Source organism: Enterobacter sp. HNDS-6, from assembly GCF_039850505.1.
Taxonomy (GTDB): Bacteria; Pseudomonadota; Gammaproteobacteria; order Enterobacterales; family Enterobacteriaceae; genus Enterobacter; species Enterobacter kobei.
Genome location: NZ_CP156673.1, coordinates 4,103,730 through 4,125,774, shown reverse-complemented (window position 1 = coordinate 4,125,774; position 22,045 = coordinate 4,103,730). Strand labels below are relative to the sequence as shown.

General features: G+C 48.8%; 20 protein-coding genes and 1 pseudogene. 8 read left to right on the top strand and 13 right to left on the bottom strand.

The window, feature by feature from the left end; all coding sequences use genetic code 11:
• The first annotated feature begins 1 nt into the window (after position 1).
• The 3 genes from ABFI50_RS19355 to ABFI50_RS19345 all read left to right on the top strand — a co-directional run bounded on the left by ABFI50_RS19355 (position 2) and on the right by ABFI50_RS19345 (position 2,145).
• Positions 2-595 carry a TetR/AcrR family transcriptional regulator gene (locus ABFI50_RS19355; protein ID WP_023330343.1) on the top strand — a complete coding sequence of 198 codons (594 nt, stop codon included), beginning with the start codon at positions 2-4 and terminating at the stop codon, positions 593-595.
• Positions 596-668: 73 nt separating this feature from the next.
• Entirely contained in the window at positions 669-1,268 is a 600-nt protein-coding gene (locus tag ABFI50_RS19350; RefSeq protein WP_045135144.1) for an NAD(P)H-dependent oxidoreductase, read from the top strand.
• 337 nt (positions 1,269-1,605) lie between these two features.
• Complete coding sequence (locus tag ABFI50_RS19345; RefSeq protein WP_014883728.1) at positions 1,606-2,145, top strand: cysteine hydrolase family protein; 540 nt, start codon at positions 1,606-1,608, stop codon at positions 2,143-2,145.
• 64 nt (positions 2,146-2,209) lie between these two features.
• On the opposite strand, the gene ABFI50_RS19340 is transcribed toward ABFI50_RS19345, so the two are convergent.
• Complete coding sequence (locus ABFI50_RS19340) at positions 2,210-2,686, bottom strand: WbuC family cupin fold metalloprotein (protein WP_014883727.1); 477 nt, start codon at positions 2,684-2,686, stop codon at positions 2,210-2,212.
• Between the two features lie 468 nt (positions 2,687-3,154).
• Here ABFI50_RS19340 and ABFI50_RS19335 point away from each other — a divergent pair, with 468 nt between their 5' ends.
• Positions 3,155-3,595, top strand: coding sequence for a VOC family protein (locus ABFI50_RS19335; RefSeq protein ID WP_023330340.1), 441 nt, complete (start codon positions 3,155-3,157; stop codon positions 3,593-3,595).
• On the opposite strand, the gene ABFI50_RS19330 is transcribed toward ABFI50_RS19335, so the two are convergent.
• Positions 3,570-4,184 (bottom strand): TetR/AcrR family transcriptional regulator, encoded by a 615-nt coding sequence (locus ABFI50_RS19330; RefSeq protein WP_014883722.1) that lies wholly within the window; start codon positions 4,182-4,184, stop codon positions 3,570-3,572. The two genes, ABFI50_RS19335 and ABFI50_RS19330, sit on opposite strands and share 26 nt — an antisense overlap.
• Before the next feature lie 139 nt (positions 4,185-4,323).
• Here ABFI50_RS19330 and ABFI50_RS19325 point away from each other — a divergent pair, with 139 nt between their 5' ends.
• On the top strand, positions 4,324-4,725 hold the full coding sequence (locus ABFI50_RS19325; protein ID WP_063614001.1) for a RidA family protein: 402 nt from the start codon (positions 4,324-4,326) through the stop codon (positions 4,723-4,725).
• Positions 4,726-4,840: 115 nt separating this feature from the next.
• On the opposite strand, the gene ABFI50_RS19320 is transcribed toward ABFI50_RS19325, so the two are convergent.
• The 3 genes and pseudogenes from ABFI50_RS19320 to ABFI50_RS19310 form a co-directional block, all read right to left on the bottom strand.
• Entirely contained in the window at positions 4,841-5,194 is a 354-nt protein-coding gene (locus ABFI50_RS19320) for a cell envelope integrity TolA C-terminal domain-containing protein (protein ID WP_063614092.1), read from the bottom strand.
• Positions 5,195-5,429: 235 nt separating this feature from the next.
• Complete coding sequence (locus ABFI50_RS19315) at positions 5,430-5,912, bottom strand: glutathione peroxidase (RefSeq protein WP_063614000.1); 483 nt, start codon at positions 5,910-5,912, stop codon at positions 5,430-5,432.
• A 59-nt stretch (positions 5,913-5,971) separates the two neighbouring features.
• Positions 5,972-6,391 (bottom strand): annotated as a pseudogene (locus ABFI50_RS19310) (DinB family protein); the annotation flags it as partial.
• Positions 6,392-6,920: 529 nt separating this feature from the next.
• On the opposite strand from ABFI50_RS19310, the gene ABFI50_RS19305 reads away from it, so the two are divergent.
• A complete protein-coding gene (locus ABFI50_RS19305) occupies positions 6,921-7,418 on the top strand; it encodes a hypothetical protein (RefSeq protein WP_049010933.1) in 498 nt (165 codons plus the stop codon).
• 464 nt (positions 7,419-7,882) lie between these two features.
• On the opposite strand, the gene ABFI50_RS19300 is transcribed toward ABFI50_RS19305, so the two are convergent.
• From ABFI50_RS19300 to ABFI50_RS19280, 5 genes are all read right to left on the bottom strand, one after another.
• On the bottom strand, positions 7,883-9,025 hold the full coding sequence (locus ABFI50_RS19300; RefSeq protein ID WP_347484834.1) for a hypothetical protein: 1,143 nt from the start codon (positions 9,023-9,025) through the stop codon (positions 7,883-7,885).
• Between the two features lie 612 nt (positions 9,026-9,637).
• Positions 9,638-10,672, bottom strand: a complete 1,035-nt coding sequence (locus ABFI50_RS19295; RefSeq protein WP_049010936.1) for a hypothetical protein — start codon at positions 10,670-10,672, stop codon at positions 9,638-9,640.
• A 10-nt stretch (positions 10,673-10,682) separates the two neighbouring features.
• Positions 10,683-12,221 carry a hypothetical protein gene (locus ABFI50_RS19290; protein ID WP_347484832.1) on the bottom strand — a complete coding sequence of 513 codons (1,539 nt, stop codon included), beginning with the start codon at positions 12,219-12,221 and terminating at the stop codon, positions 10,683-10,685.
• Between the two features lie 37 nt (positions 12,222-12,258).
• Positions 12,259-12,762: an SMI1/KNR4 family protein gene (locus ABFI50_RS19285; protein ID WP_032636512.1), complete on the bottom strand. Its 504-nt coding sequence runs from the start codon at positions 12,760-12,762 to the stop codon at positions 12,259-12,261.
• Between the two features lie 715 nt (positions 12,763-13,477).
• On the bottom strand, positions 13,478-14,911 hold the full coding sequence (locus tag ABFI50_RS19280) for a hypothetical protein (RefSeq protein WP_127312451.1): 1,434 nt from the start codon (positions 14,909-14,911) through the stop codon (positions 13,478-13,480).
• 2,274 nt (positions 14,912-17,185) lie between these two features.
• On the opposite strand from ABFI50_RS19280, the gene ABFI50_RS19275 reads away from it, so the two are divergent.
• Together ABFI50_RS19275 and ABFI50_RS19270 are read left to right on the top strand one after the other, a co-directional pair.
• Positions 17,186-17,710, top strand: coding sequence for a hypothetical protein (locus ABFI50_RS19275; RefSeq protein ID WP_230278688.1), 525 nt, complete (start codon positions 17,186-17,188; stop codon positions 17,708-17,710).
• A 458-nt stretch (positions 17,711-18,168) separates the two neighbouring features.
• Positions 18,169-18,939, top strand: coding sequence for a DUF5677 domain-containing protein (locus ABFI50_RS19270; protein ID WP_045135017.1), 771 nt, complete (start codon positions 18,169-18,171; stop codon positions 18,937-18,939).
• A 140-nt stretch (positions 18,940-19,079) separates the two neighbouring features.
• Here ABFI50_RS19270 and paaY read toward each other — a convergent pair whose 3' ends face one another.
• The 3 genes from paaY to paaK all read right to left on the bottom strand — a co-directional run bounded on the left by paaY (position 19,080) and on the right by paaK (position 22,027).
• Positions 19,080-19,676, bottom strand: coding sequence for a phenylacetic acid degradation protein PaaY (paaY, locus tag ABFI50_RS19265; RefSeq protein WP_045135016.1), 597 nt, complete (start codon positions 19,674-19,676; stop codon positions 19,080-19,082).
• Between the two features lie 9 nt (positions 19,677-19,685).
• Positions 19,686-20,621 (bottom strand): phenylacetic acid degradation operon negative regulatory protein PaaX, encoded by a 936-nt coding sequence (gene paaX / locus ABFI50_RS19260; protein WP_347484829.1) that lies wholly within the window; start codon positions 20,619-20,621, stop codon positions 19,686-19,688.
• Between the two features lie 89 nt (positions 20,622-20,710).
• Complete coding sequence (gene paaK / locus ABFI50_RS19255; protein WP_014883707.1) at positions 20,711-22,027, bottom strand: phenylacetate--CoA ligase PaaK; 1,317 nt, start codon at positions 22,025-22,027, stop codon at positions 20,711-20,713.
• Between the last annotated feature and the right edge of the window lie 18 nt (positions 22,028-22,045).

Sequence of the window (22,045 nt, the reverse complement as noted above, 5' to 3'; positions counted from 1 at the left end):
CATGGTTGTTAAGCGCTTAAGAAAAGAGGATCGCCGCGTACAGCTGCTGGAAGTGGCGCGCGGAATTGTCCGCCAGCAAGGCACGGAGGCACTGACGTTGGGTTACCTGGCGGAGCGGGCCAACGTGACCAAGCCTATCCCCTACGACCATTTTGGCGATCGTGAAGGGTTGCTGATGGCCTTGTATCAGGATTATAGCGATCGGCAGTTGGCGAAATTCCGTGAGACGCTGGCGGTAGACAGCAAAACGCTGGACAAGACGATCCGCTTTTTCAGCGCCGCCTATATTGATTGCGCCATGACCGCCGGGCCCGAAACCGGGCCCATCGCCGCGGCGCTGTCCGGCTCTCGCGCGTTGCAGTCGTTTCGTGAGGCGTGCGTGGCCGAATGCGCCGACTGCCTGCGTACCGCGCTTTCCCCTTTTGTCGTCCTGAAAGGCGTTCAGGGAGAAGCGGTACTGACGGCCATCATTGGTGCGGCGGACGCGCTCAGCACCGCCGCGGGTAACGGCGTGCTCGCCCGAAATGTTGCGGAAGATACCCTCAGCGGCGCCATCACCGGGGTGCTGGAGACCTACGTGAATAGCACAAAATGATCGTTGGGTGCGGATTGACAGCTAAGTTACCAATAGTAATATAAACGTCAATTCTCACCCATTCGAGGTCGCTATGTCTGCTACACATGCCATTAATAATGCACTGATCGTGACGGCTCACCCTGTCGACAATTCGTTATCCCATTCGCTGGCCGCCCGCATTGCCGGGAAACTGCGTGAACAGGGTACGCAGGTGGAGATGGCCGATCTGCATGCCGAAGGGTTTAACCCGGCCATGTCCCGCGCCGATCTTGATTTGTACCACGGCGATCCGAGCGCCCTTCCTGAAGATATTCTGCGCGAGCAGCAGCGCGTCGAGCGGGCGGATATGCTGGTATTCGTTTTCCCGGTGTACTGGTGGTCCGTTCCCGGCCTGTTGAAAGGCTGGTTTGATCGCGTTCTGACGCTGAACTGGGCGTATAAAGTGGCAGAAGACGGCCGGATTGTGGGCAATTTGCGCGACGTTCCCGTTCGCCTTATTGCGACTGCTGGCAGCGATCTTAACGGTTTCGATAAACATGGTTATTCGACGGCGATTCAGACTCAAATAGTCGAGGGCATTTTCGGCTTCTGCGGTTTGAAGAACGTCAAACTCGATATTCTTTACCAGGCAGACACGGCGACGCCTGAGCTGGTGGAGGAGTTCCTGAAGGGACTAGAGGGCCTTAAATAATCCCGGCTATTCAGTCAGCAAAGGCGTGCACAGCAGGTTACGAGCCTTTGCTGACAGCTTCCTGCCGCTGCATCGTACCCCTACTCAAGTTGGTGTCTTGAAGCAATGCGTTAAGCAACGCTATAACTAACGTGCTCATTCCGCATATAGCGGAATGAATAAACAAAGGTCATTCCATGTATCAGTCAGTTCAGCCAACAACCACCCTCACCACCACCGGCACCTTCGGCGGCATGAGCGTATCTGTAGCAAACGACTGACAAACAGAACCTCAATCCCCGCCTAACTGGACGGGGAAATACCTCTCCGTTCACCGCCCTCTGAATGGAGAAAGAAAATGATTTCTGACAATGCTCTCTTAATTATCGACATGCAGCAGGGCCTCTTCCGGGGCCCGGTCTCACCCTGTTCCGCCGATGCCGTTCTGGCAAATATCCGTTTGTTAATAGCCAACGCGCGCCACGCTCAGGTACCCGTCTTTTTTGCCCGCCATGTTGGACCAGACGACTCGCCCTTTTCAGCGCAGGGGCCGTTGACGCAGCTGATACCCGAGCTGGACGTGAAGGAGCAGGATGTTGTTTTCACCAAGCGCCATCCCAGCTGTTTTCGGGATACCGAATTGCTGCGTGAACTTAATCAGAGAGGCATCAAACAGCTGGTCATTGCCGGGATGAAAACCGAATTTTGTGTCGACACCACCTGCCGGGCCGCGCCGGAGCTGGGCTTCAGGACGATATTGATTTCAGATGCGCATACCACAATGGATAACGCACATTTATCCGCCACTGACATCATTGCGCATCACAACAGCACGCTGGCCGGCCCGTTCGTGATGCTGTCGACTGCCGGCGACTGGCATTTTAATACGGTCAGTTGAGTTGGCGGGAGCGTCTCTCTCTATCCCGGCGTGCCTTTCCGCGCGTCGGGAAAAGTAGAGAAAATTACAGGGTAAAACCTCCATCACCCACCTGTGCCTGAGCGTACCATTTCATCAGCTCCGCACTACCGGGCGCGTTCTCAGCCGGTGACCATGGAGCGGTATCGTGCTCCGGAACAGGCTGATAGCCGCCGTGTTTCACCTCAAAAATGACGCCGCCTTTATCCAGCGACAGCACGGCATGCCAGGTACCGGCATCCATCTCCAGCACTTTGCAGTCTTCACCTAACACCACGCGCTGGGTCACGTTACCGCTGTCATCAAAATTCAACACCAGAAAGCGACCGCTCAGAGCCGTCAGCAGTTCAAACGTGTGCGGGTGGCGATGAGGGCGAACATAGGTACCTGGCTCCATCGCGATAGCCAGGCGTTGTACCGGGTCGCTCAGTTCGGGATGTAAATTGCGGTGCGCGCGTAAGCGAGGAGAATTGGCAGCCTGCTCGCTTTGTTGCTGCAGGTCACTGAACGTAATTTGTTTCATATACACCTTTGTGAATGTGGTCAGCTGGCGGCAACCCGATTGCCGCAGGACGTTATACCATTCTGAAAAGCCGATAAGCCACGGTATTTATGAAACAAAACGCTGCTAGCGTGTTGAAAACATCGCATCTGCCGCTCCGCGCGGACAGGTAATTTTAAGAGAGACAGGGATTTTTCAAACGCTGACTCAGACCATCCGTGGGTGTGATAAATCCATGCGGGATCTGGATAAGTTCTAGCCAGGCATACCATCCTCGTGCGCCCCCTTCGGTTTCAGGTCGTAAGTATAGTGTGATGAGTCCAAAACTGAGGTTGAGTAAAACTCACGTTGAAACGCACGTCATCGCACTGAAATTTAAACCCGTCGGGAACGTGTAGACTCGGTGAAAGCGATGCCAGAATTGAGAGTCGTATTTCAACTGGTCGTAAGATAAATTCAGCGTAAGTGTTACGTCATACAGGAGGGGATATGCCGCAAGCTTTACCGGGAATTGATGTTTTATTTGTCGCTGGGTTCGGGCCTATTTCACGGGACACAGCGTCCAGCGCCGCGTTTTATATCCATACACTCGGCCTTCCGCTTAAGCCGATGGAGGGGAACAGTGATTATCTGCTCGCAGAAGTGGGCCAGTTGAAAGGCGTGAAGCATTTCGCCGTCTGGCCGCTTACACAGGCGGCAATGTCCTGCTTTGGAGAAGAACAATGGCCCGCTGAGCACCCGATACCGCAAGGATGGGTTGAGTACGAGGTTCAGGACCTGGACTCGGCTACCCGTATTTTGACTGAAAAAGGCTATCGGTTGCTGGTGGCAAACCGCACAGAACCATGGGGGCAAACCGTCACCCGCCTGCTCAGCCCGGAGGGCTTGCTTACGGGATTAACGATTACGCCGTGGCTTCGGGAGGTATGACGCCCTTCACCAGGCCATTTACCAGCAGGGTAAAAACCTGAATCGCTTTTGGTAATGCCTGCTGCGGATCTTCGCTGGCGGCCACCCACTGGGCGGCATTCAGTGCGGCACCGTTTAACAGCCAGGCGGTGGCATCAACATCTACCGGTTCGATTAAGCCGCGTTCAATCAGGTCGGAAAGGCTCTTACGCGTAGCGTCGAGGCAGTTATTCTGGCTCGGCCATTTTCCCGGGTCCCCAAGAAAAGCCGGACCATCAAGCAGAACGATGCGACGGACTTCTTCATCCAACGCCATCTCGATATAGGCTATCCCTTCTGCCAGAAGCTTTTGCTGGTCATCCTTCACATGCGCCGCTGCACTTTTGGCGCTTTGCGCCATTTCAGAATCAATCTGGGTAACGACAGCGGCAAGTAACCCCTTTTTATCGCCAAAATTATGATACAGGGCCCCGCGCGTCAGGCCCACGCTGGCGGTTAAATCATCCATCGAGGCTGCGGCAAACCCTTTTTCGGCAAAGGCTTTACGTGCAGCCGCAATCAATTTAGTGCGGGTTTCTTCCATCGTTTCGGCGCGGCGTTTGGCTGCCATAAGAACTCCTTGCAATCTACACCACGCAAGTCGTTTGACATACGCGGCGTATGTGTGATTAAGTTGACATACGCCGCGTATCTTAATTCATTTATTTATGCCGCGCATCCACTGTCCCTGTCCAAAGAAAGGATCCGTTATGAACCAACCGAAACCCGTTTTCCCTGCAAATCGCCACGCGCTGTATGAGCAGCACGGTTATTCTGCAGCGATCCGCTCTGGTGATTTACTGTTTGTTTCCGGACAGGTGGGTAGCCGGGAAGACGGTACACCCGAACCCGACTTTGCAATGCAGGTAGAGCGTGCCTTCGATAATCTCAAGGCCACGCTTGACGCTGCAGGATGTACGTTTGCCGATCTTGTTGATGTGACAACCTTTCATACCGATCCGGAGAATCAATTTCCAGCCATTATGCAGGTGAAACAAACGCTTTTCCCTAAGCCACCGTATCCGAACTGGACAGCCGTGGGCGTTACCTGGCTGGCGGGATTTGATTTTGAAATAAAAGTTATCGCCCGGATCCCTGAACATCAGGTATGAACACGTTGCACACAGGTATCAGAAGAACCGGTATCTGTGTGTAAAAGTGGAACCGGGGCCGACATAGTGAGTGTTAGCTCAGAGTGACGCTACCTTACAAAGGGCGGTTAGCATGTTACCCGCGCATATCGAAACCGGATTTTTGAAAATCTCTGTAGACTTCCGGATTGTTGAATGCCGGGAATTTGGCTTTATGGGCTGCTGATTTTATCGCTTCACAATAGGCTTTATTGCCGTTGCTGGTGGATATGTTTAAAGGCGTGCCATCCTGAGCAAATTCAATATGCAGCCTGCATTTTTTCCCTTTCCAGTTTTGCGGCTCATCCAGTTTGGCATTTATTGCCGCCCTGATTGCCCGCGCTTGCGCGCCCCACTCATCCTGATCGTCCCAGCGCCCTGAACTGCAACTGCCCGTTGCCGTGGTCTTATGGCATCCAGAAGGATGCAACGGCGCACATCCTGCGGCCATGTTCACCACAAATGCCACTATAACAATTTTCTTTATTGTTTCAGACACGATCACTTCTTACCTCTCAGTCCATTTAAGCATCAGAAATAGTGATCTATTTTTCTGTATTGACTGGTCATGTTTCAACTACCAATTTTTCACACAACCCGATGCTTCCAATGAACCTTTTTATGGCGCAAGGATAATAACTGCGATGTCGTCGTTCATCATGCACGCTAAATCACTACCAAAGCGCTCACCTCCCCAGTGCCTCAAGAATTGCATCCTCCATTTTCTCGGGCGTCGTCATCGGTGCAAAACGCTTGAGGGGTATCCCATCGCGTCCGATCAGGAACTTCGTGAAATTCCATTTGATCCGTCCTCCCAGCACGCCAGGCAATTCCTTTTTCAGATAACGAAACACCGGGTGCGCTGCGCCACCGTTTACCTCAACTTTCTCGAACATGGGGAAACTTACGCCGTAGTTAATGTAACAAGTCTTCGAGATTTCATCGGCGCCGCCGGGCTCCTGCTTACCAAACTGGTTACAGGGAAAGCCAAGCACCACTAACCCTTGACCGGCGTATTTCGTGTAGAGCGCTTCAAGGCCCGCGTATTGCGGCGTGAAGCCACACTGGCTGGCAGTATTCACGACCAAAACCACCTTACCCGCATAGTCGTCCATTGAGATAAGACGGCCATCCAGGCTGGTGGCGGTAAATTGATGAAAATTGGTCATACTGGCATCCTTAAAAGAGAAACGGTTCGGCGTGAAATCTGGTTAACCTTCAGGTTGAATCACTCGTGATGATGATCCCTCAGGAAAACGGTTAATACATCCTTAGGAGGGGCTATTCCCGTTTCTGAAAGCATCCAGCCCACCGCGCCGCGATGATATGAACCGTGAAAAAGGACATGATTGAGCATATCTCCTGCCTTCATTTCACCATACCCACCATCGACGAAACGAAATTTAACGATTTCAGAAAGATCAGACGTGTTCATTATTATACCGACGTGTTGAATATACCATTTAGTGCATTCAAACATCTTTGTCAGAAGCTCGTCTGCAGTCGGGGTATCTGCCGTATTTAACGCGGTGTATTGGTGCTTTTGTCCAGTAATCTTGGCTCTGAAAATCATATCAACGACATAAACATGGTTCATAAGCCTGAGCATCAGATGATGCTTATCAGCATTCGCTAACGTATCTACCTGTATAGAAAGATGTTGCGGATTGCAAGACACCTTAATGCCCAAGTAATGGATGATGATGGTACGATTTACAGTGACGAATCGCAGTGGGAGTATGATCCGTCAACTAACGCTTAACGTCTGCTGTTGGCTCGCAGAGGCCAGGCTAGCTGGTCTTCAGGTCTGCTTTGAGCGAATAGCGGAAGTTAGCATGTGTCTCAACTGCAGGAGAGTTGTACTAACAACGGCATGAGATAATTAACCGGGAGCAGGTCACAGATGCCCAAACGTCCTCTTCCTGCTGCTAAACAATCCTGTCATGCCTCCATTTCATATGGCCGCTATGAGCGAAGAGCGTACATTGGCCTTGGAGGATATCTGAACTATTCTCCGGAAATTATCTAATAAGCGAATGGTATGGATTACAGGCATGCTTGCAATTCCCGACAAACTATAAACAGCATGAAGTCGCGATTTTTTCTACTATTGGATAAAGTTTTCAACTTTTTGGTCGTTAATTATTTTTTAGATAGATTTTTTCAGGAGAAGAGCAATGGCATTTACCGTCGGTGAAAACTATGCGTTCAGGGACATACAGAAGCGTTATAAATTCCTGAAACCGGGCGAAAAGGGACTGTCGCAGGGCGGTTTTTTAAATCCCTCGCGTGGCAATTCCTCCACATTAATTCGCGCCATCTTTGCGCGCAGAGAGGTCAATGGACCTCTGGATAATCTATTGTTCGTTTCTGGCGATAATGAGTACCGAAACTACTTCACCCGTCTTGAGAAAGTGCAAAAGGAATGTAGCCCATTCCTCTATTTTAAAGAAAAGAATGGCGAGTGGTCTTATATGGGGCACAGTAAGGTGGATCGTTTACTGGAGCCCGACTCAAAAGAATTAACCCTCTTGCTTGATGAAATGGGTTGCACGCTGGAAACGGTTGATGAGGTGGATGGCAAACCATTGTGGCAGCTTACAGCATTTGGAGTGCAAGGTTTTATCAGACCGCGTAGACTGGAATTTATAGTGGTCTTAGAGCAGGATGCGTAGCTAACTGTCTTTGTCATCAAATATGTCTGTGGGGCGTTCAGTAACGTCATTTTCAGTATGCTATATCAAGAAGAAACATCACCGTTGTTCGTCGTTTGACGCGACATCACTATAACGAGATGTTCCGCAGACCAACGATGAATTGCTGAGGCCGGTACAGAGACACCTATCGCCAGTAAGATCGAAATAACATCTCGAAAAAAGTGATGCGTTATTATCTGGCTCTATACTAATTCGCCGCTATCGGCCTGACTTAGCCTTGCTCCGAGATTTCCTTCGTCATTTATAGAGGGTGATTTCAGAACAACGCGTCTTTATAGGGATGCCCTCACGTTTCTGAAGAAGAAATACTAAAGATCACAACGTATTAATTAACAGTGAGCAGGTCAGCATCATATAACATATGTTGAGCCCTTATAGTGAAATAGTAAAAGCCCCTTGCGAAGGGGCCTGATTAAGAAAAATTATAGAGAGCTTTTTTTAGCCCCATCGATCTCAGCCTGGCAAACATCATCATTTGTAAATGTATACTGAAGGTAAACATACCCCTGCGCAGAACTGTTCGCTCTTGCTTCAATAGAAATAGCACCAATGTTATTTTTCAGCGGCGTTTCCTGCGTTCCCTTCCAGGTAGCTGAAAGGAATCGTTCCTTTTTGTTAAGCCCCATCATCCAGTCCTGAGGTTCTTTCCAGATAGAACCTGACAGTAAAAGGTCTGTGGTTTCAGCCTTTCCATAAAGCGAGCTTAACGAGCTACTCAACTCTTCAAAGCGAGATTTCAAGGCAAGCCCATAACTATCAGTATCAATGTTTTTACCGACAGCTCTGATTTGGCATAAGCCTGCTTTAGGCGAGATCAACAAACCATACATTTCAAAATCAGCGTTGGACTTCGGTAACTTATCGGAAGTATAGAGATTTACGCTGTCAGGAAGTGGTTTTAGCTTTGCCCCGATCATATCTTCGATATTCTTTTGAGTCAGGCCAGCCTCGAGTCCGAACGGACCATCAGCTGGTGGCAGCAGAGGGGGCTGTTCATGTCTTGTTTCAGCGGTTGTGTCCTTCTTACTGCTGGCGGTTGCAACATTATCCTGAACCGGTGCAAGCTTAACTTCAGCAAGCCCATATTTAGCCGTGAGATATTTTTGCTGCAACATCGCCATGCTTTGCTCTTCAGTAGCAACCGTTGACAGTTTTAAGACCTGTATTAAACCACCACTGTACTGGCTGGCATCTGTTTTTTCTTCGTTTATTTTTACTGCCAGGTCCTCCATTTCAGCTTTAATAGAAGCAGCAAGTTCAGGGTCTGGCTTGACACCTGAAACAACGACGTCAATTTTGGCTCCTGACTCAATTGCATTTATACGCTGTTCTAAAAGAGCCTTATTCGTTCCTAAAACTTCCAATCTTGCGGTGATTAAATTCTTGATCAGTCCACCTGAAAATTGTTGATCAATATGTTTCGCTGCAGAGATTTCTCCCTCCGTTTGGGACAGCTCAGCCTTAAGTGCCGCCACTTCCTGCTTTTGCTCTGGAGTTAACTCTTTAGGCCCACACCCGGTTAACATCGTTATGCTTACTAATGTTGCAATCAATGTTTTTTTCATATCCCTGTCCCAGTGGAAAATATTCAGATTAATCCTATCAGAAAGTGAACTGCAACAGAATATTTGAATCGTCACAGGTATGAGAGACGACTCCGGAGTCGTTAAGTTGGCTTTAAGAAAGATGCCTATGAGTGCTCAGTATTAACCCTATGCGTTTAAAATCGAAGTAGTCATACCGGTTGTTGAACGCTGTCATTCCGTATCCAGCATTGCAACACGATCCCATATCCCCCTTACGCCGAATAAAGAAATACGGGCCAGACTCCTTAACTAACATAGGCAATCAGAAGCTCAGGCTGGGTTCCGCCAACTTCAGAAGGAGCTAACGAAGCAGATAATGATCCAATAAGCATCCGTTCGCCATAAATGTGTTGCTCCCGGCGGCCGATTGTGGCGTATGGCATAGTCAAAGGCGTTTCGGAACGTGGCTTTAAGCCAGCGAAATCACGGCTGCATCGCAGCTGACAGAACCTTGTACAAGTTATATGCACCGAGCGTCTCTGGGAAATCAGTCCGGAGGACATCGAAAATGCTTCGTCGTGAGGACAGGAATTGTTTTCTGTGTGCGGTCAGTCCAAACCGCATCCATTATGCAGATGCGGTTTAACACAATCAGAAGATCATAAAGTGCTGCGCAATTTGCCAACCGACAGAAAGCCCAACAATGCAACCCATCACCGTCAGTACAAAGCGATGACGAAATCGGGATTTGAGAAAATTCACCTGTAACTCAGCAATAGCATGATCAATGCCTGTTTGCCTATCAGCTTGTTGCGCCACAACAACGGATATTTCATGCTGGAGCGCATCACACTGGTTTACGGTTGATTTAACCGAATTAACTAAATCCATCCGGTTTCGCTCAAGCTCGCCGAGCAGTTGCTGATGAGACAACTGCTGTTCCTGCAACAAGGATTGCTGCATCTTCTCAACGAAACTCTTTTGAACAGCCTGATTGTCCACCATTGTCTGTTCGAGCATGCTATGCCGTCCTACCTGGTCATCAAGGCCACTTTGCAATTTTTGCGCAAGATCAGAAGAAAAGTTAGCAATACGCTGTTCAAGTTCTGCCAGCAAGGTGGCGTTTGCCTCGCCAATTTTGTTTTCCGCCTCTGTCACCCTTTTTACGCAGCCAATTAGCTGCTTAGCCTGATCTTGCGTTACCCCTTTTGCATCCATTAATCCCTGGTTGGCCTTATTAATCTCTTTTTGCTGTTCTTCCAGTAGCACCTGTTGTTTCAGGATTTGTTCATTTTGTTCAGCAAGGGAGCGTGTTTGGCCTTCCAGAATGTTTTGCTGATTCAATAAAATCTGTTGTTGCTCGTTCAGTAGCTTGGATAGCGCCGTATTGACAATCAATAACTGAGAAGATTTTTGCGTCAGGCGACCAATGGCTTTATTGAGATCAATCTGCGCATCCTGTAACAAATCGTCGCGATCATTCCACCAGTTAGTTATAAAGTTTCCGTCCCTCTGTTCCCTGCGCAGGCGGTCAAGATCCTTCGCGCTCTTCTGAACCGTTTGCTGCTCCTCCGTCATACTGCTAATCAATTCTTTAATGTTGCTGTCGCGAAAGACACGTTCCGGTAAATCTGCGGACGAAAACGCCTGGATAACCTGAAGTTCCTGCTTGTTTAACAAACTCATCTTACTGTTCTCAAATATTTTTTAGAAAGTCATCAATTTCGGCCTGGCTTTCATTAATAAACACAATTGCAGCAGTACTCCGCGCCACTTGCACAGCTGTCTCGGCAGTAGTTCTCTCAAGACATGCCAGTGTTGCTTTAGTCGAAATCGTTGCAGTAGCCAGGTTTTCCCCAATAGCTTGATACTGGGTTATAGCAGTCGCGTAATTTTCAATATTACCCAGCGAACGTTCTGAAAGTGTCACCAGCTCACTGGCAAACGCTTCACGACGTATACCGTCTGCGAGCATCTCATCCATGAATTTTTCGCTTAACGTAAAACGGGAGCGATCAAAAAACGTATCAATCTGATACGAGAGAAAGGCAGAAAGCAATCCGGTGGCAATGCCTATGAGAACTGGGGTGAACATATCTGCAAAAGGTTTCAGAAACGGTACAGTCGCCATAAACGTCGCGATGCTTTCGTTCAACAACATACCGACCGAAGTCACGATGACAGCAGTGAGCATTTTCAGTCCTTCCTGTAACGCTTGCTGTGCCGTCATATGTGCCGGTGGGAAGAAAATCATTTTAAATGCCCGGAAAAGTCCCAACAGCCCTTCCCGAATCATGGTCACGAAACGCTTTGCGGTAGAGAGAAAATTATTAAGCAAGAAGGTGAGTAAATTACTCATGAATCCACTCACTCCACCCTGGAACATTTGTCCCAGCGCATCGGGAATTTTTTTGGTCACGGAAGCAACTACGCGCATTAAGCGCTGTCGGACCTCCTCAAACAATGTTTTTCCCACTTCAACACCATGTTGAATAAGCACTTTGAACTCGTTAAACAAGCCATTTACCAGTTCAGTGAGCAATAGCCCAAGAGCTTGTCTGAGCCCCATCTGCAACGCTTGTTGGCCGCCTGTCTGCAACAACTCTGCGCTTTGTTTTTTCATTAGCGCCGAGTTAAGCGTTGTCGAAATATGGTCCTTAGATTGTTTCTTCGCTGCTGCTACTCGTTCTGGGTCCAGCTCAAATCTTTCACCATTTTTTTCTGCAAAAGTATCGAGTTCAGCAGCGCCTTTTGAACGGTTAATCGACTTATGTGTGGTTACCAGGTTTTCGTCGGAATTGGCCATTTTGACGACTTTTTCAACGCCTTTCCCGGTTTCAAGAGCAAGATGCACTTTCTTATTTTTGGACAATGTATTTAGTGAAGTGACATGGTCGAGATCCATATCCGCCGCGTTGGTCGTTTTTCCCGTATAACCATCAATACCACCGGCCCGGAGTTTCACGCTTTTTTTTGTAAAATCTTTACTTTCATATTCTTTGCGCTGGTAATCCTCACGCGATTTCGCATGACTGGACATGTCTTTATCAGCGATGAAATCCGACTCTTCACGCTCGAAATTATGCATCGTCGTTACATTGCCGCCATTGCGATCCTCAAACATGGCCGTTGAAAGCCCAAAAGGCCCAATAATTTGTGACAACACTTGCTGCTGGCAATCGTGGAAGAGTTTTTGCAGGCGCTGTTGTTTTAAGTCTTCATATGTTAAATCCATTTACCCTCCTGGCTAATCGAATCAATTGCAAAAAAGCCTACATTTGCTCTACATACTGTCTGAGCCAATCACTGAAACTGTCCGCTTGTTTTCTACGCTCCCCATCATCATGCCAGAGCGTGATAATCTGCCCGCGAATCCCAGCGTCAGTCGGGGCAAGGTCAAGACAAAGATGATCGCCCGCTCCATTGTAAGTAAACGGGATCCAGGAGGGATTCCACCATTCCGAACGAATACCACTTTGCGGACACGACTCAGCTCCATCAAAATCGCCACCATCAAGTAAATCTTTCCAGACACGCCACTCCTGCAAAATGCGTGAAGTGGATAAGAATTCGCAATCATCAAATAATCCATGGCTCATACCACGCTGACCATTGTGAATTTTCATGAAGGCTACAAAATCGGCTGGCAAGATTACACTCAGGGCCTGCTCTAACGCGACGATTTCTTCATCTGTGGCCGGAGGTGCAAGATCTATTAATACCTCAGGGTCGCGGTCTTGCAGAATGACTTCCAGTTTTTCCCATAGTTGCTTCATTGTTTCTGTTCCTTTCAATCCATATGATTATTAACGGCAGTTTTCGCTGAGAATTGAGTAATATTTTATACGTATGACGGTCAGCTAATGAGTTAATCACAACCCGCTGTCAAACTGTGTCAGCCGTTCTCAGTTTTTTGCGGCAAGGCTCATTTGGCCCGCCAGAATCAAGAATGAGATATACCTCATGTGATTGCACGAAGGTCGCCGACGCGGTCGCTCCCAAATGCGCCGATAACCGAGGCGTCTGTGTTCAATTACCAGCTCTTGAATGCGTAGAGTCAGTCCGGTAGGGACAAACTCGTAACCCTACTGCAGCGACGTCGCGAAAGATCGGCCGCATCACACTTCATCATCTCGGCTTCTTGCTTCTGGCCTGTCAACGTAGTTTCGCCCAAGTACTAACTGAAGCGCTCACTTATCCAGCATGGCTTTGGCAAGCATCTTTATGAGTCGGGCGTTTCCGCTTCTGTCGACTTAAGTCACTTCATCTCAATGGCCTCCGTGCCCCAGATTTCTTGCAGCCGATATAGAGCGGGAAGTATAAAAATGTATGCTTGCGGAAGCGTTCACGGCTTCGGCTTCGGCTTCGGCTTCGGCTTCGGCTTCGGCTTCGGCTTCGGCTTCGGCTTCGTGGAGCATACTGATGCTCTTTTAGCAGGAAAGAAGCTTAGTCATAGGAATTGATACCCATCCTCGTTTATATCTGAATATATTAATCTACTTTATTAACTTCTCTGATTAACATTCCGCTTGAGGTCAAAGCATCAGATCCTTTAATTCCATTTCGGTGCGATTTCGGTAAAGCCGATTTAATGATAACTTTCTCAAATAAAGAATTGAATTCATTAAGTATTTCATCAAGTTTCAGATGCTGACGACAACGTAAAATAAAGGAGGTGGATTCATCAACTTCATTAAGTTCTGAAATAAAGTTCAAAAATTTCTCCACTATAGCGTTACCTTTATATTTAAATTCGTAGGATGAAATTTTCTTACCGATATTTTTTATGATGAACTCTACCGACCACTGTGCTCCCCTCTTATATTTATCAATAATTTCAGTAGCGATAAAATATAATCCAAGCCGTGTTCTAAGCTCCTCTTCAAGATCGAAATATTGAGATGGCAGAGCCACTATTAAGTTTTTTATCTGCGGCACAGTCTTCCATTCCCAGTCATCTTCTGTTCTCATCTCTGTCCCGAGCACATGGAATTGATCTAAACTTTCAACGATTTTCAGCAGCTTGCAAACGGCTTCATCAAGAATGATGTTTTTCCCTTCTTCGGTATACTCACCCGGGGGATCATAGGCAAGCACCTTCAAAGGACGGCCAGCATCAATGGACGTGTGCGTACATACATTGGTTTGCACCTGTTTTAAAGTCAAAGTAGGTGAAGCCCATGCCAGATGTGTTATAGCACCAAGCTGCAGTAAACCTTCCTGAATCCTTTTATTACGCCCAGCATCCGTGCCACCTTTACTTTCAAATATATGCCATTCTCCGGTATCAGACTCAATAAGATAGTCGGGTGATTTTTTAGTAGTGAAAGGGTTTGCTAATATAGAGGGATGCAATCCTTTAGTATAAATACTGGTATGCAACATAACATTGATTTTTTCACCCGCAGCAGCAAGCCAATGGTATGCAGCAATGAAACTACCTATACCACCTGCTATAAATGAGATTGCAACTTTTTCTGAAGGTTCTATTTTTGAATAAAACTCCTGCGTGAAATAAGCATCGTTTTTACCTACTTTGATACATGAAGCCACCATTAGTAATCTTTTAAGTAAGTAAGACGCCAGTTCAAGTGACTCGTTATGATTTAGAAGAAGATGAGATGACCACATTCCTGTACGACCATACCCACACTCAAGCGCGGCATGTACAATTTGTGGTAGGGGTAGTGCCGGGTAATGCGCTGAAAGATTTTTTTTTGCGCCACTTCCGAATGGGATTCTTGTCGTCTTCGTAAAAGAATTTTTTAAAAAACTAGCTGGTTTGCTTTTATCATAAATCTTTTTAGTTGGATCTTTTTTGTTAATAATCTGCTTAGGCCTTGGTTTTGCCCCGCGTATTTTAGGTACGTAATATTCAAATATATTACCTTTAATCAGTTTAGAAGGAGTTTTAGGCTTTGCCACAATCATATCCTTGTGAGAAGAGAAATCTCAAACCAGAGTTAATTAAAAATCCCAAGCAGATAAACTTCACCACGCTGCTCGAAACAATGACTACAGAGTAAACTTATTCTTATTCTAATCCACATATTATTTCAACTTTTGTGACTACTGAAATTAGTAGGTGCTTATTACGTTCTCATTGCAGGGCGGATTTTTTATGCTATGCGTTTTGCAGTGAGATTTTGGGGGGTGTCATACTCCACAGGGGAAACGTGAGAAGTACTATTTTTTCAGCATCACTACATTCTGCGCTATTATCATGCCCTTTTGCTACATGCGCTGTTGCATCTGTTCGGCAATAAACGCCATCGTACTGATGATCCCTTCAATCGACATTTGGCAGAACTCGCTTACGCTCATCATCACCAACCTTTCTACTTAAAAGCCCAACGCCTAACTGATAATGGACCTTCAACCCATTCGAAATACCAGAGCTTCAGATGTTGATAAACTGACTATATAACGCCATAACGATTCTGTATGGTACGAGATACAGAGAGGATGGAAAAATTCAGCAAAGTGCTAAATAAACGTCGGTTTCTGGTACCAAGCGGACGACAGTTCTCAAGCGCAAACATCAATGACATATCCCCTGCACAAGCTTTGCCCTTCCCTTGCCAACAATCAAACAGCTTGTACCGCAGATTTTGTCGGTAGACATGCGCATCGCCCAACCCTGATATATTGAGCCTAACGGGACGCCCAAGTTTCAGCATCTAAGTTCAGCGATCCTTCACACCGTTTACGATTTGATATGAAATGTCCGACGGAGAGGCTGGAAGCATTTCGGGCACAAATCAACGCTGCCGCAGAGACGAGCGAAGCTGTTTCAGCCGAGTCGGGAAGCGACAAAAAACTAGCTCCCGGGCTACCGACAGCGTCATAAAGGGTCTTTGCATCAGGATATCTGGCGAGGCACTGCTGGCGAACTGCGGCTACCTCGCCGTTTACCCGAACCAGGGCTGATGGAAAACACCACATTCTTTTAAACATATGATTCTGAAGCGTGATACGCCGTGTCGCTCAGCCGAGACCGATTAAATGTCTTCACTCAAATCGCTGTTCGCCTTTACGATCTTCCTGCTGTTCCCGATCCCGTTGACGCTCAATCATAAGCATTAAGCGCTCATGGATGTCTCTTGCAGCGTCTGAAATGTCAGCCCGCGGGTGGTGGATGAGTTCACCGAAAGCGTCAGCTCGTGCCTGCCATATGTTTGCAAGGCTGCCACTCCAGCTTGTGGGGCTCGTTAAGTCAGCAAAGGATTCAAGGGCCACGGAAGGGTCAGGTGTAGTCTCAAGGAACTTGACTGCATTTTTGTGTAAGACCGTCCAGCCTGAGTCATAGACACTTACCCAGAGTTCTACCCCCTGCGGTACAGATACCCACAGGCCCGCATCGTCACTACAATAGCGCCCCATGGAAAGCGGCAAACGTCTCACCATATTGGTTGACACGACGTCGTTAATGACTCTCGCCATGCTAAAAATGCACAAGAAGAATCCCACCGTAGCAACCAGGGCTGCCGCTAACATAAGCTAGTACGGTATGCCTGTTTTCGTGACAGACTGGTGAAGACCCCAGCCATGACCAGGCACGGTACCAGTCCAAACGATAACGCCCCTGAACTCCCCTCTACCACTGTGCCAAAATCTTTCGTACAGGGACTCGACATTGACGTGTTCACCTTCTTGTTGCCCTAAATCTGGCTAAGCCAGCCTGTCATACATCCATTTGATATAAGCCGCTGTGAGCGAGAACCTGACGGCTTTCTTCTGATTAGTGAAGCGTCACATTTAGCTCAAACAACCGCTCATGCAAGTCGTTTTTTTGCCGATATAACATAGATGTGTATGTATGCAGGGTGAAAACAGGGCCTTTGCTTTCACCTGGCTACCCATTTACAGCTTTGCGGACTATCACAAGATAAATCGAAGCTGTCGATGCAGCGGGATCAAAACAATCCTGATAAGGAGTGATTAAGTGGCAGTTGTACAAATTGCGTGGGACTGGCTGCACTGGAACTGCCGTCAGAGCTGGAAAAATGTCCTTCCAGTATTCCAAAGCTGTGACGTAAGTCAGGAAGACCTGAAACGGCGGTTTTATGCACTCAGGCTTAATGGTCTGTTCGCTATTAAGTACCCATGCGGCATTTCTCCCTCGTTTTACCTCAGCGAAGGAAATTAAATATATTTTTTTACTGTGATAAAGACATGGTTTTTATTAAATAGGGAATAATGATGATTAGAATTTTAGGGCTTATATTTGTGTTACTTACGGCGGGCTGTTCAACGCCCGGGAAGCCGGCTTTTTATTATACCTGGACACAGTACAAAACCGGTGTTGAAGTGATGCTGGTCAATGAACCGCAGTACAAAGATGGTTTTGATGGAATTCTTCGCCTTGACGATAAAGGCGAATATGCAGTAATGGCTATATACTACGGTGGGGATATGTCGAGTCACTTCGGATATGTTACGAAGGACAGCCTCGAAAGCTGGATAACCATGTACACTGGCTTTTTAAAATGGGATCCGCAAAATCCTGCGCAGCCGGCAAAATTCACTATTCCGGATAATCTCTCGTGGACCCATAAAGACTACGATGTTGAGTATCGATTTTTGAACGGTAAAAAGCTATTTGTTATCAATAAGCACAGTACTGGAAACTGGTTTGTTGACTTCTCAGAACTCTCCATGGATGAAGCCAATGTCGCAAAGCTGACTGATGTCTATATCGATCTGAGGCAGAAGCTGAAATAGAAGGTCAACAGCTCCTCAGCCAGGCCTCATTTGGAGCTTTTCCGTGACTGGCAGAGGTAATCTAATCGTCTGCATTGTACCTTTCCGGTGAATGCAATGCAGACTTTGCAATACGCGCTTTTGGCACGAAACGGACGTTTGCAGGCCGATGTCCGCTATGAGCGAGAAGCGGACGTTCGAGTGGTCTAGCAAGCAGGTGGGGGTTTTGCTAACGTGGTTGCGTATCAATAACAAGGGGCAGGTCACATTGGGCTACAGTGAATACCAAAAGTGGTTTGTTTAATTAAGCGGGATAATTACAGCATCGGTGGGTTTATACTTATCGTTGGGAGAAGATCCTAGTGATTGGTGCCCCTCTCTTCAGCATAATACCTTGCTATAAAAAGAACAGATCAAGAAGCTGGCAAAAGCTGGAATGATTACTTGTTGAGACACATTATCCTGTAAGGAAACACAGCATGTTTAAAGAACTTATAGAGCAGAGCCTAAACGAGGCAAAAGCCGCCAGAGCTGCGCTGAACAAGGTTAACGGTGTAGTTGTCGGAAAGATGCATAATCCTGATCAGGGGTTGTATCTCGCTAACTATGCAAATTTGCTAATGAACAGGCAGATAGATATCTTTGATGATGCGCTTCTCCTCCTCGAAAACGAACGATACCAAACCGCTTGTGTCGTTAGCCGGGGGATGATTGAAACACATGCTTTCTCACGACTCTTAAACAAGAAAGTGGAGAAGATCCTGACGAACCAAAGCGGCCGCGAAAGTGTAGATAAAGCTCTCGATGTCATCCTGGGCTTTACGAACAGTTCCCGATTTAAAAAGTCAGAGCAAGAAAAGATTCAGAAAGGAGTATTTGACCCTAACGACTACATGTTTACTGAAGAGACTAAGCATCGTTTTGAAAACCTACTTGCTGTCAGTCAGCATGTGATGAATGCTTTACGCGATCTCTATGAAGATGAGATGAAACAGACTAAGGGGAGAGAAAGCGATTTTGAACTGACGTATGACATACTTAGCGAATATGTTCATCCTTCACAAACGAGCATCTACCAATACTACACACCTGAAACCCACTTAGTTCCTACTTCAGTTGGTAATATCCATGCTTATGAGTCTGCTCAGATACAGTGCGCGAGAGCGCTACACTTCATATTAGATGCGAAGAATCAACATTATTGGTCTTCACAGTTAGCAGATGAGATGACTAAACGTGGTAAACAGTAAAAACTCAGCCCCTGTAGAGGGGCTTTTTATTTGACAGTCTTTTAATTTCTTCTTTATATACTGCAAATGACATGCGCCCCATAGAACAATTTATATTGATGTTAGCAATGCCCGCTTCTGGCACAAAGCGGACCTCCCCCCTACACCGCCGACTTCGGCCTTAAATTCTCATCAAACGTCAGTCGCTTCCGGTCAGGCTCAACCTCGCGCAGCGGCTCGACCTGGTGCATCGTCAGCTTGCAGCGCTCTACCAGCACCTGATACTCCCGCGTGCCCTGCTGCTTCCAGGCCAGTTCCTGCTCACTCAGCTCGCGGATCGCTTTGGCCGGACTGCCGATAATCAAATGGTTAGCGGGCATCTCCGCTTTCGCCTTCACGAACGCCGCCGCTCCGACGATGCTGTTTTCACCGATGACCGCCCCATCCATTACCACCGCGTTCATGCCCACCAGCGCGTTACGGCGGATCACGCACCCGTGGAGAATGGCACTGTGGCCGATATGCCCGTCCTCCTCCACCACCGTGTCCTGCTCCGGGAAGCCGTGCATGACGCAGTTATCCTGAATGTTGGCGCCATCTTTCACCACAATGCGGCCAAAATCACCGCGCAGGCTGGCGTTAGGGCCGACATAAACGCCTTTACCCAGAATCACGTCCCCAATCAGCACCGCCGTTGGGTGGACGTAGCTCTCGTCAGGCACCACCGGCGTCAGACCGTCAATTTGATAAACAGGCATCTTCACTCCTTATGCGCTTGAAAGACCACCAAAGCGTTGATAGTAGAGCGTGCCGGGCACGGGCAGTTCGCCGACGGAGGTTTCCCCCTTCTCGCTGACAAACGCCAGCGCCCCCGGTGCAACACGCTGATAGATATTGATGCAGAGCTGTCGGGCGCTTTGTCCCGCCCAGTGCGCAGGCAGTAACTCCTCCGGCAACAGCGGGTCTTTTAGCACCACACGACGATAAAAGTGAATCAGCAGCAGCTGGATCTGGAAGCACCGTTCCGGCGTAAGCTCCTCCGGCGCGGCCTCTTTTAACAGCGGCAGAAGCGGCCGGAACGAAGTAATAAACGACTCATACATCGCGTTTTGCTCGGTTAGCTGCCAGCACTCTTCTACCCGTGAACGCAGCGCCGCGCGGGAGAGCGCCAGCGGCGAGTGGGCTTCAAAGAAAATGACGTTCTCCGCCACGCCAGCATCGTGAAGCAGAGATTGTACATCCGCCAGATGCTGCGACGGCGAGGCCATCAGGCTCGGCGCCAGCGTGCCAAACCCCTGCCAAATCAGCTGCTTTTTGACGTCGGCAAGGGTGGTTTTGTCCAGCCCTTCGGAGAGCAGTAACAGCCATTTTCCGTCCCAGGCGGGCAGTTCGGCGCGGTAAATCTTATTCTCCGCGCGACGGGTCAGGCGCAGCCCTTTATCGCTCAGGCGGTAAAAGCTGCGACGCCCGATGCGCGAGACGTCCAGCCAGCCCTCTTTGTTGAGGCGAAACAGCGCGGTGCGCACGAAGCGCTCGCCAAACCCCATGCCTTCCAGTAAGTCGGCGAGGCTGCCAAGCCAAATCTCGCCGCCGCGATGTGAAAGCGCGTCACCGTATAATGAGGAGATAAGCGACGTTCCGCTAACGGGAACCGAGCTAACCGCGTGCTGGATAAAGGCATCGAGTTTATTCATGTGATTCATTCTGTTGTTATTTTTGGTCTGGATGAATCATAGCATATTCCCCTCACCCTAACCCTCTCCCAAGGGGAGAGGGCTGACTTGTGGGAAACTCAACCGTTGGCCGCGACTTTACGCAAATCAAACACCCGACAGGCCTTGCCCTCTGAACGCGGGATGCTGCCGCAGTTGACTATCATCACATCGGTGGAAATCCCCACCATCGATTTAATGCGATGACGCAGCTGGTGGCACACCTGGCAACGCTGCTCGTGGGTCAGCGTTAAGCTGCTCTCTTTCAGCTCCACCTTCACGGAAAGTGAATCAAGATGTCCGCGACGGTTCACCTCCAGCTGGTAGTGGGGTGAGAGATGTTCAAACTTCACAATCTCCTCTTCCAGCTGTGACGGGAAGACGTTGACGCCGCGGATGATCAGCATATCGTCGCTGCGACCGCTGATCCGGTCCATGCGGCGCATGGTACGGGCGGTGCCGGGCAGCAGACGCGTCAGGTCGCGGGTGCGGTAGCGGATCACCGGCAGCGCCTCTTTAGTGAGCGTGGTGAACAGCAGTTCGCCCTGCTCGCCGTCGTTCAGCGGCGTGCCGTCGTTCGGGTTGACGATCTCCGGATAGAAATGATCTTCCCAGATGGTCGGACCGTCGGCGGTTTCAATACACTCCATCGCCACACCCGGCCCCATCACTTCGGAGAGGCCGTAAATGTCCAGCGCCGTAATCCCCAGGCGTTTTTCGATTTCACGGCGCATGGCCTGTGTCCACGGCTCGGCGCCGAATACCCCCACGCGCAGGGAACAGGTGCTGGCATCGCCGCCCATCTGACGTTCCAGCTCCTCAATCAGGTTGAGGCAATAGGATGGCGTCACCATGATCATGTCCGGCTGGAAATCACGGATCAGCTGCGCCTGTTTCTCCGTCTGGCCGCCGGACATCGGGATCACCGTCGCCCCTAAGCGCTCGGCACCGTAATGTGCGCCCAGCCCGCCGGTAAACAGACCATAGCCATACGCCACGTGAATTTTGTCCTTCGCACTACCGCCCGCGGCGCGCAGGGAACGGGCCACCAGGTTGGCCCAGTTGTCAATGTCGCCCTGCGTGTAGCCGACAACGGTCGGTTTGCCGGTGGTACCGGACGATGCGTGAATGCGCACCACCTGCTCCATCGGCACGGCAAACGTATCAAACGGATAGTTATCCCGCAGGTCCTGCTTGGTGGTGCACGGGAATTTGCGGATATCCGCCAGCTCGTTGAAATCGTCAGGGTGAACGCCCGCGGCGTCAAACTTGCGTTTGTACATCGGCACGTTGTTGTAGGCGTGATGCAGCGTCCATTTCAGACGCTCAGTCTGCAGCGCCTGTAACTCGTCAAGGGAGGCTGTTTCAATCGGATCAAGCTTTGTTGTATTTGTCATTGTAGGGTGCTCACAGTG

Excerpts from the sequence above, each read along its gene's own strand:
- ABFI50_RS19305 (WP_049010933.1), top strand. The coding sequence starts at position 6,921 with ATGGCATTTACCGTCGGTGAAAACTATGCGTTCAGGGACATACAGAAG.
- ABFI50_RS19330 (WP_014883722.1), bottom strand. The coding sequence starts at position 4,184 with ATGGCAGCCAAACGCCGCGCCGAAACGATGGAAGAAACCCGCACTAAA.
- ABFI50_RS19315 (WP_063614000.1), bottom strand. The coding sequence starts at position 5,912 with ATGACCAATTTTCATCAATTTACCGCCACCAGCCTGGATGGCCGTCTT.
- ABFI50_RS19350 (WP_045135144.1), top strand. The coding sequence starts at position 669 with ATGTCTGCTACACATGCCATTAATAATGCACTGATCGTGACGGCTCAC.
- ABFI50_RS19290 (WP_347484832.1), bottom strand. The coding sequence starts at position 12,221 with ATGGATTTAACATATGAAGACTTAAAACAACAGCGCCTGCAAAAACTC.
- ABFI50_RS19275 (WP_230278688.1), top strand. The coding sequence starts at position 17,186 with ATGATGATTAGAATTTTAGGGCTTATATTTGTGTTACTTACGGCGGGC.
- ABFI50_RS19270 (WP_045135017.1), top strand. The coding sequence starts at position 18,169 with ATGTTTAAAGAACTTATAGAGCAGAGCCTAAACGAGGCAAAAGCCGCC.
- ABFI50_RS19340 (WP_014883727.1), bottom strand. The coding sequence starts at position 2,686 with ATGAAACAAATTACGTTCAGTGACCTGCAGCAACAAAGCGAGCAGGCT.
- ABFI50_RS19285 (WP_032636512.1), bottom strand. The coding sequence starts at position 12,762 with ATGAAGCAACTATGGGAAAAACTGGAAGTCATTCTGCAAGACCGCGAC.
- ABFI50_RS19300 (WP_347484834.1), bottom strand. The coding sequence starts at position 9,025 with ATGAAAAAAACATTGATTGCAACATTAGTAAGCATAACGATGTTAACC.
- ABFI50_RS19325 (WP_063614001.1), top strand. The coding sequence starts at position 4,324 with ATGAACCAACCGAAACCCGTTTTCCCTGCAAATCGCCACGCGCTGTAT.
- paaK (WP_014883707.1), bottom strand. The coding sequence starts at position 22,027 with ATGACAAATACAACAAAGCTTGATCCGATTGAAACAGCCTCCCTTGAC.
- ABFI50_RS19295 (WP_049010936.1), bottom strand. The coding sequence starts at position 10,672 with ATGAGTTTGTTAAACAAGCAGGAACTTCAGGTTATCCAGGCGTTTTCG.
- ABFI50_RS19345 (WP_014883728.1), top strand. The coding sequence starts at position 1,606 with ATGATTTCTGACAATGCTCTCTTAATTATCGACATGCAGCAGGGCCTC.
- paaX (WP_347484829.1), bottom strand. The coding sequence starts at position 20,621 with ATGAATCACATGAATAAACTCGATGCCTTTATCCAGCACGCGGTTAGC.
- ABFI50_RS19335 (WP_023330340.1), top strand. The coding sequence starts at position 3,155 with ATGCCGCAAGCTTTACCGGGAATTGATGTTTTATTTGTCGCTGGGTTC.
- ABFI50_RS19355 (WP_023330343.1), top strand. The coding sequence starts at position 2 with ATGGTTGTTAAGCGCTTAAGAAAAGAGGATCGCCGCGTACAGCTGCTG.
- paaY (WP_045135016.1), bottom strand. The coding sequence starts at position 19,676 with ATGCCTGTTTATCAAATTGACGGTCTGACGCCGGTGGTGCCTGACGAG.
- ABFI50_RS19320 (WP_063614092.1), bottom strand. The coding sequence starts at position 5,194 with ATGGCCGCAGGATGTGCGCCGTTGCATCCTTCTGGATGCCATAAGACC.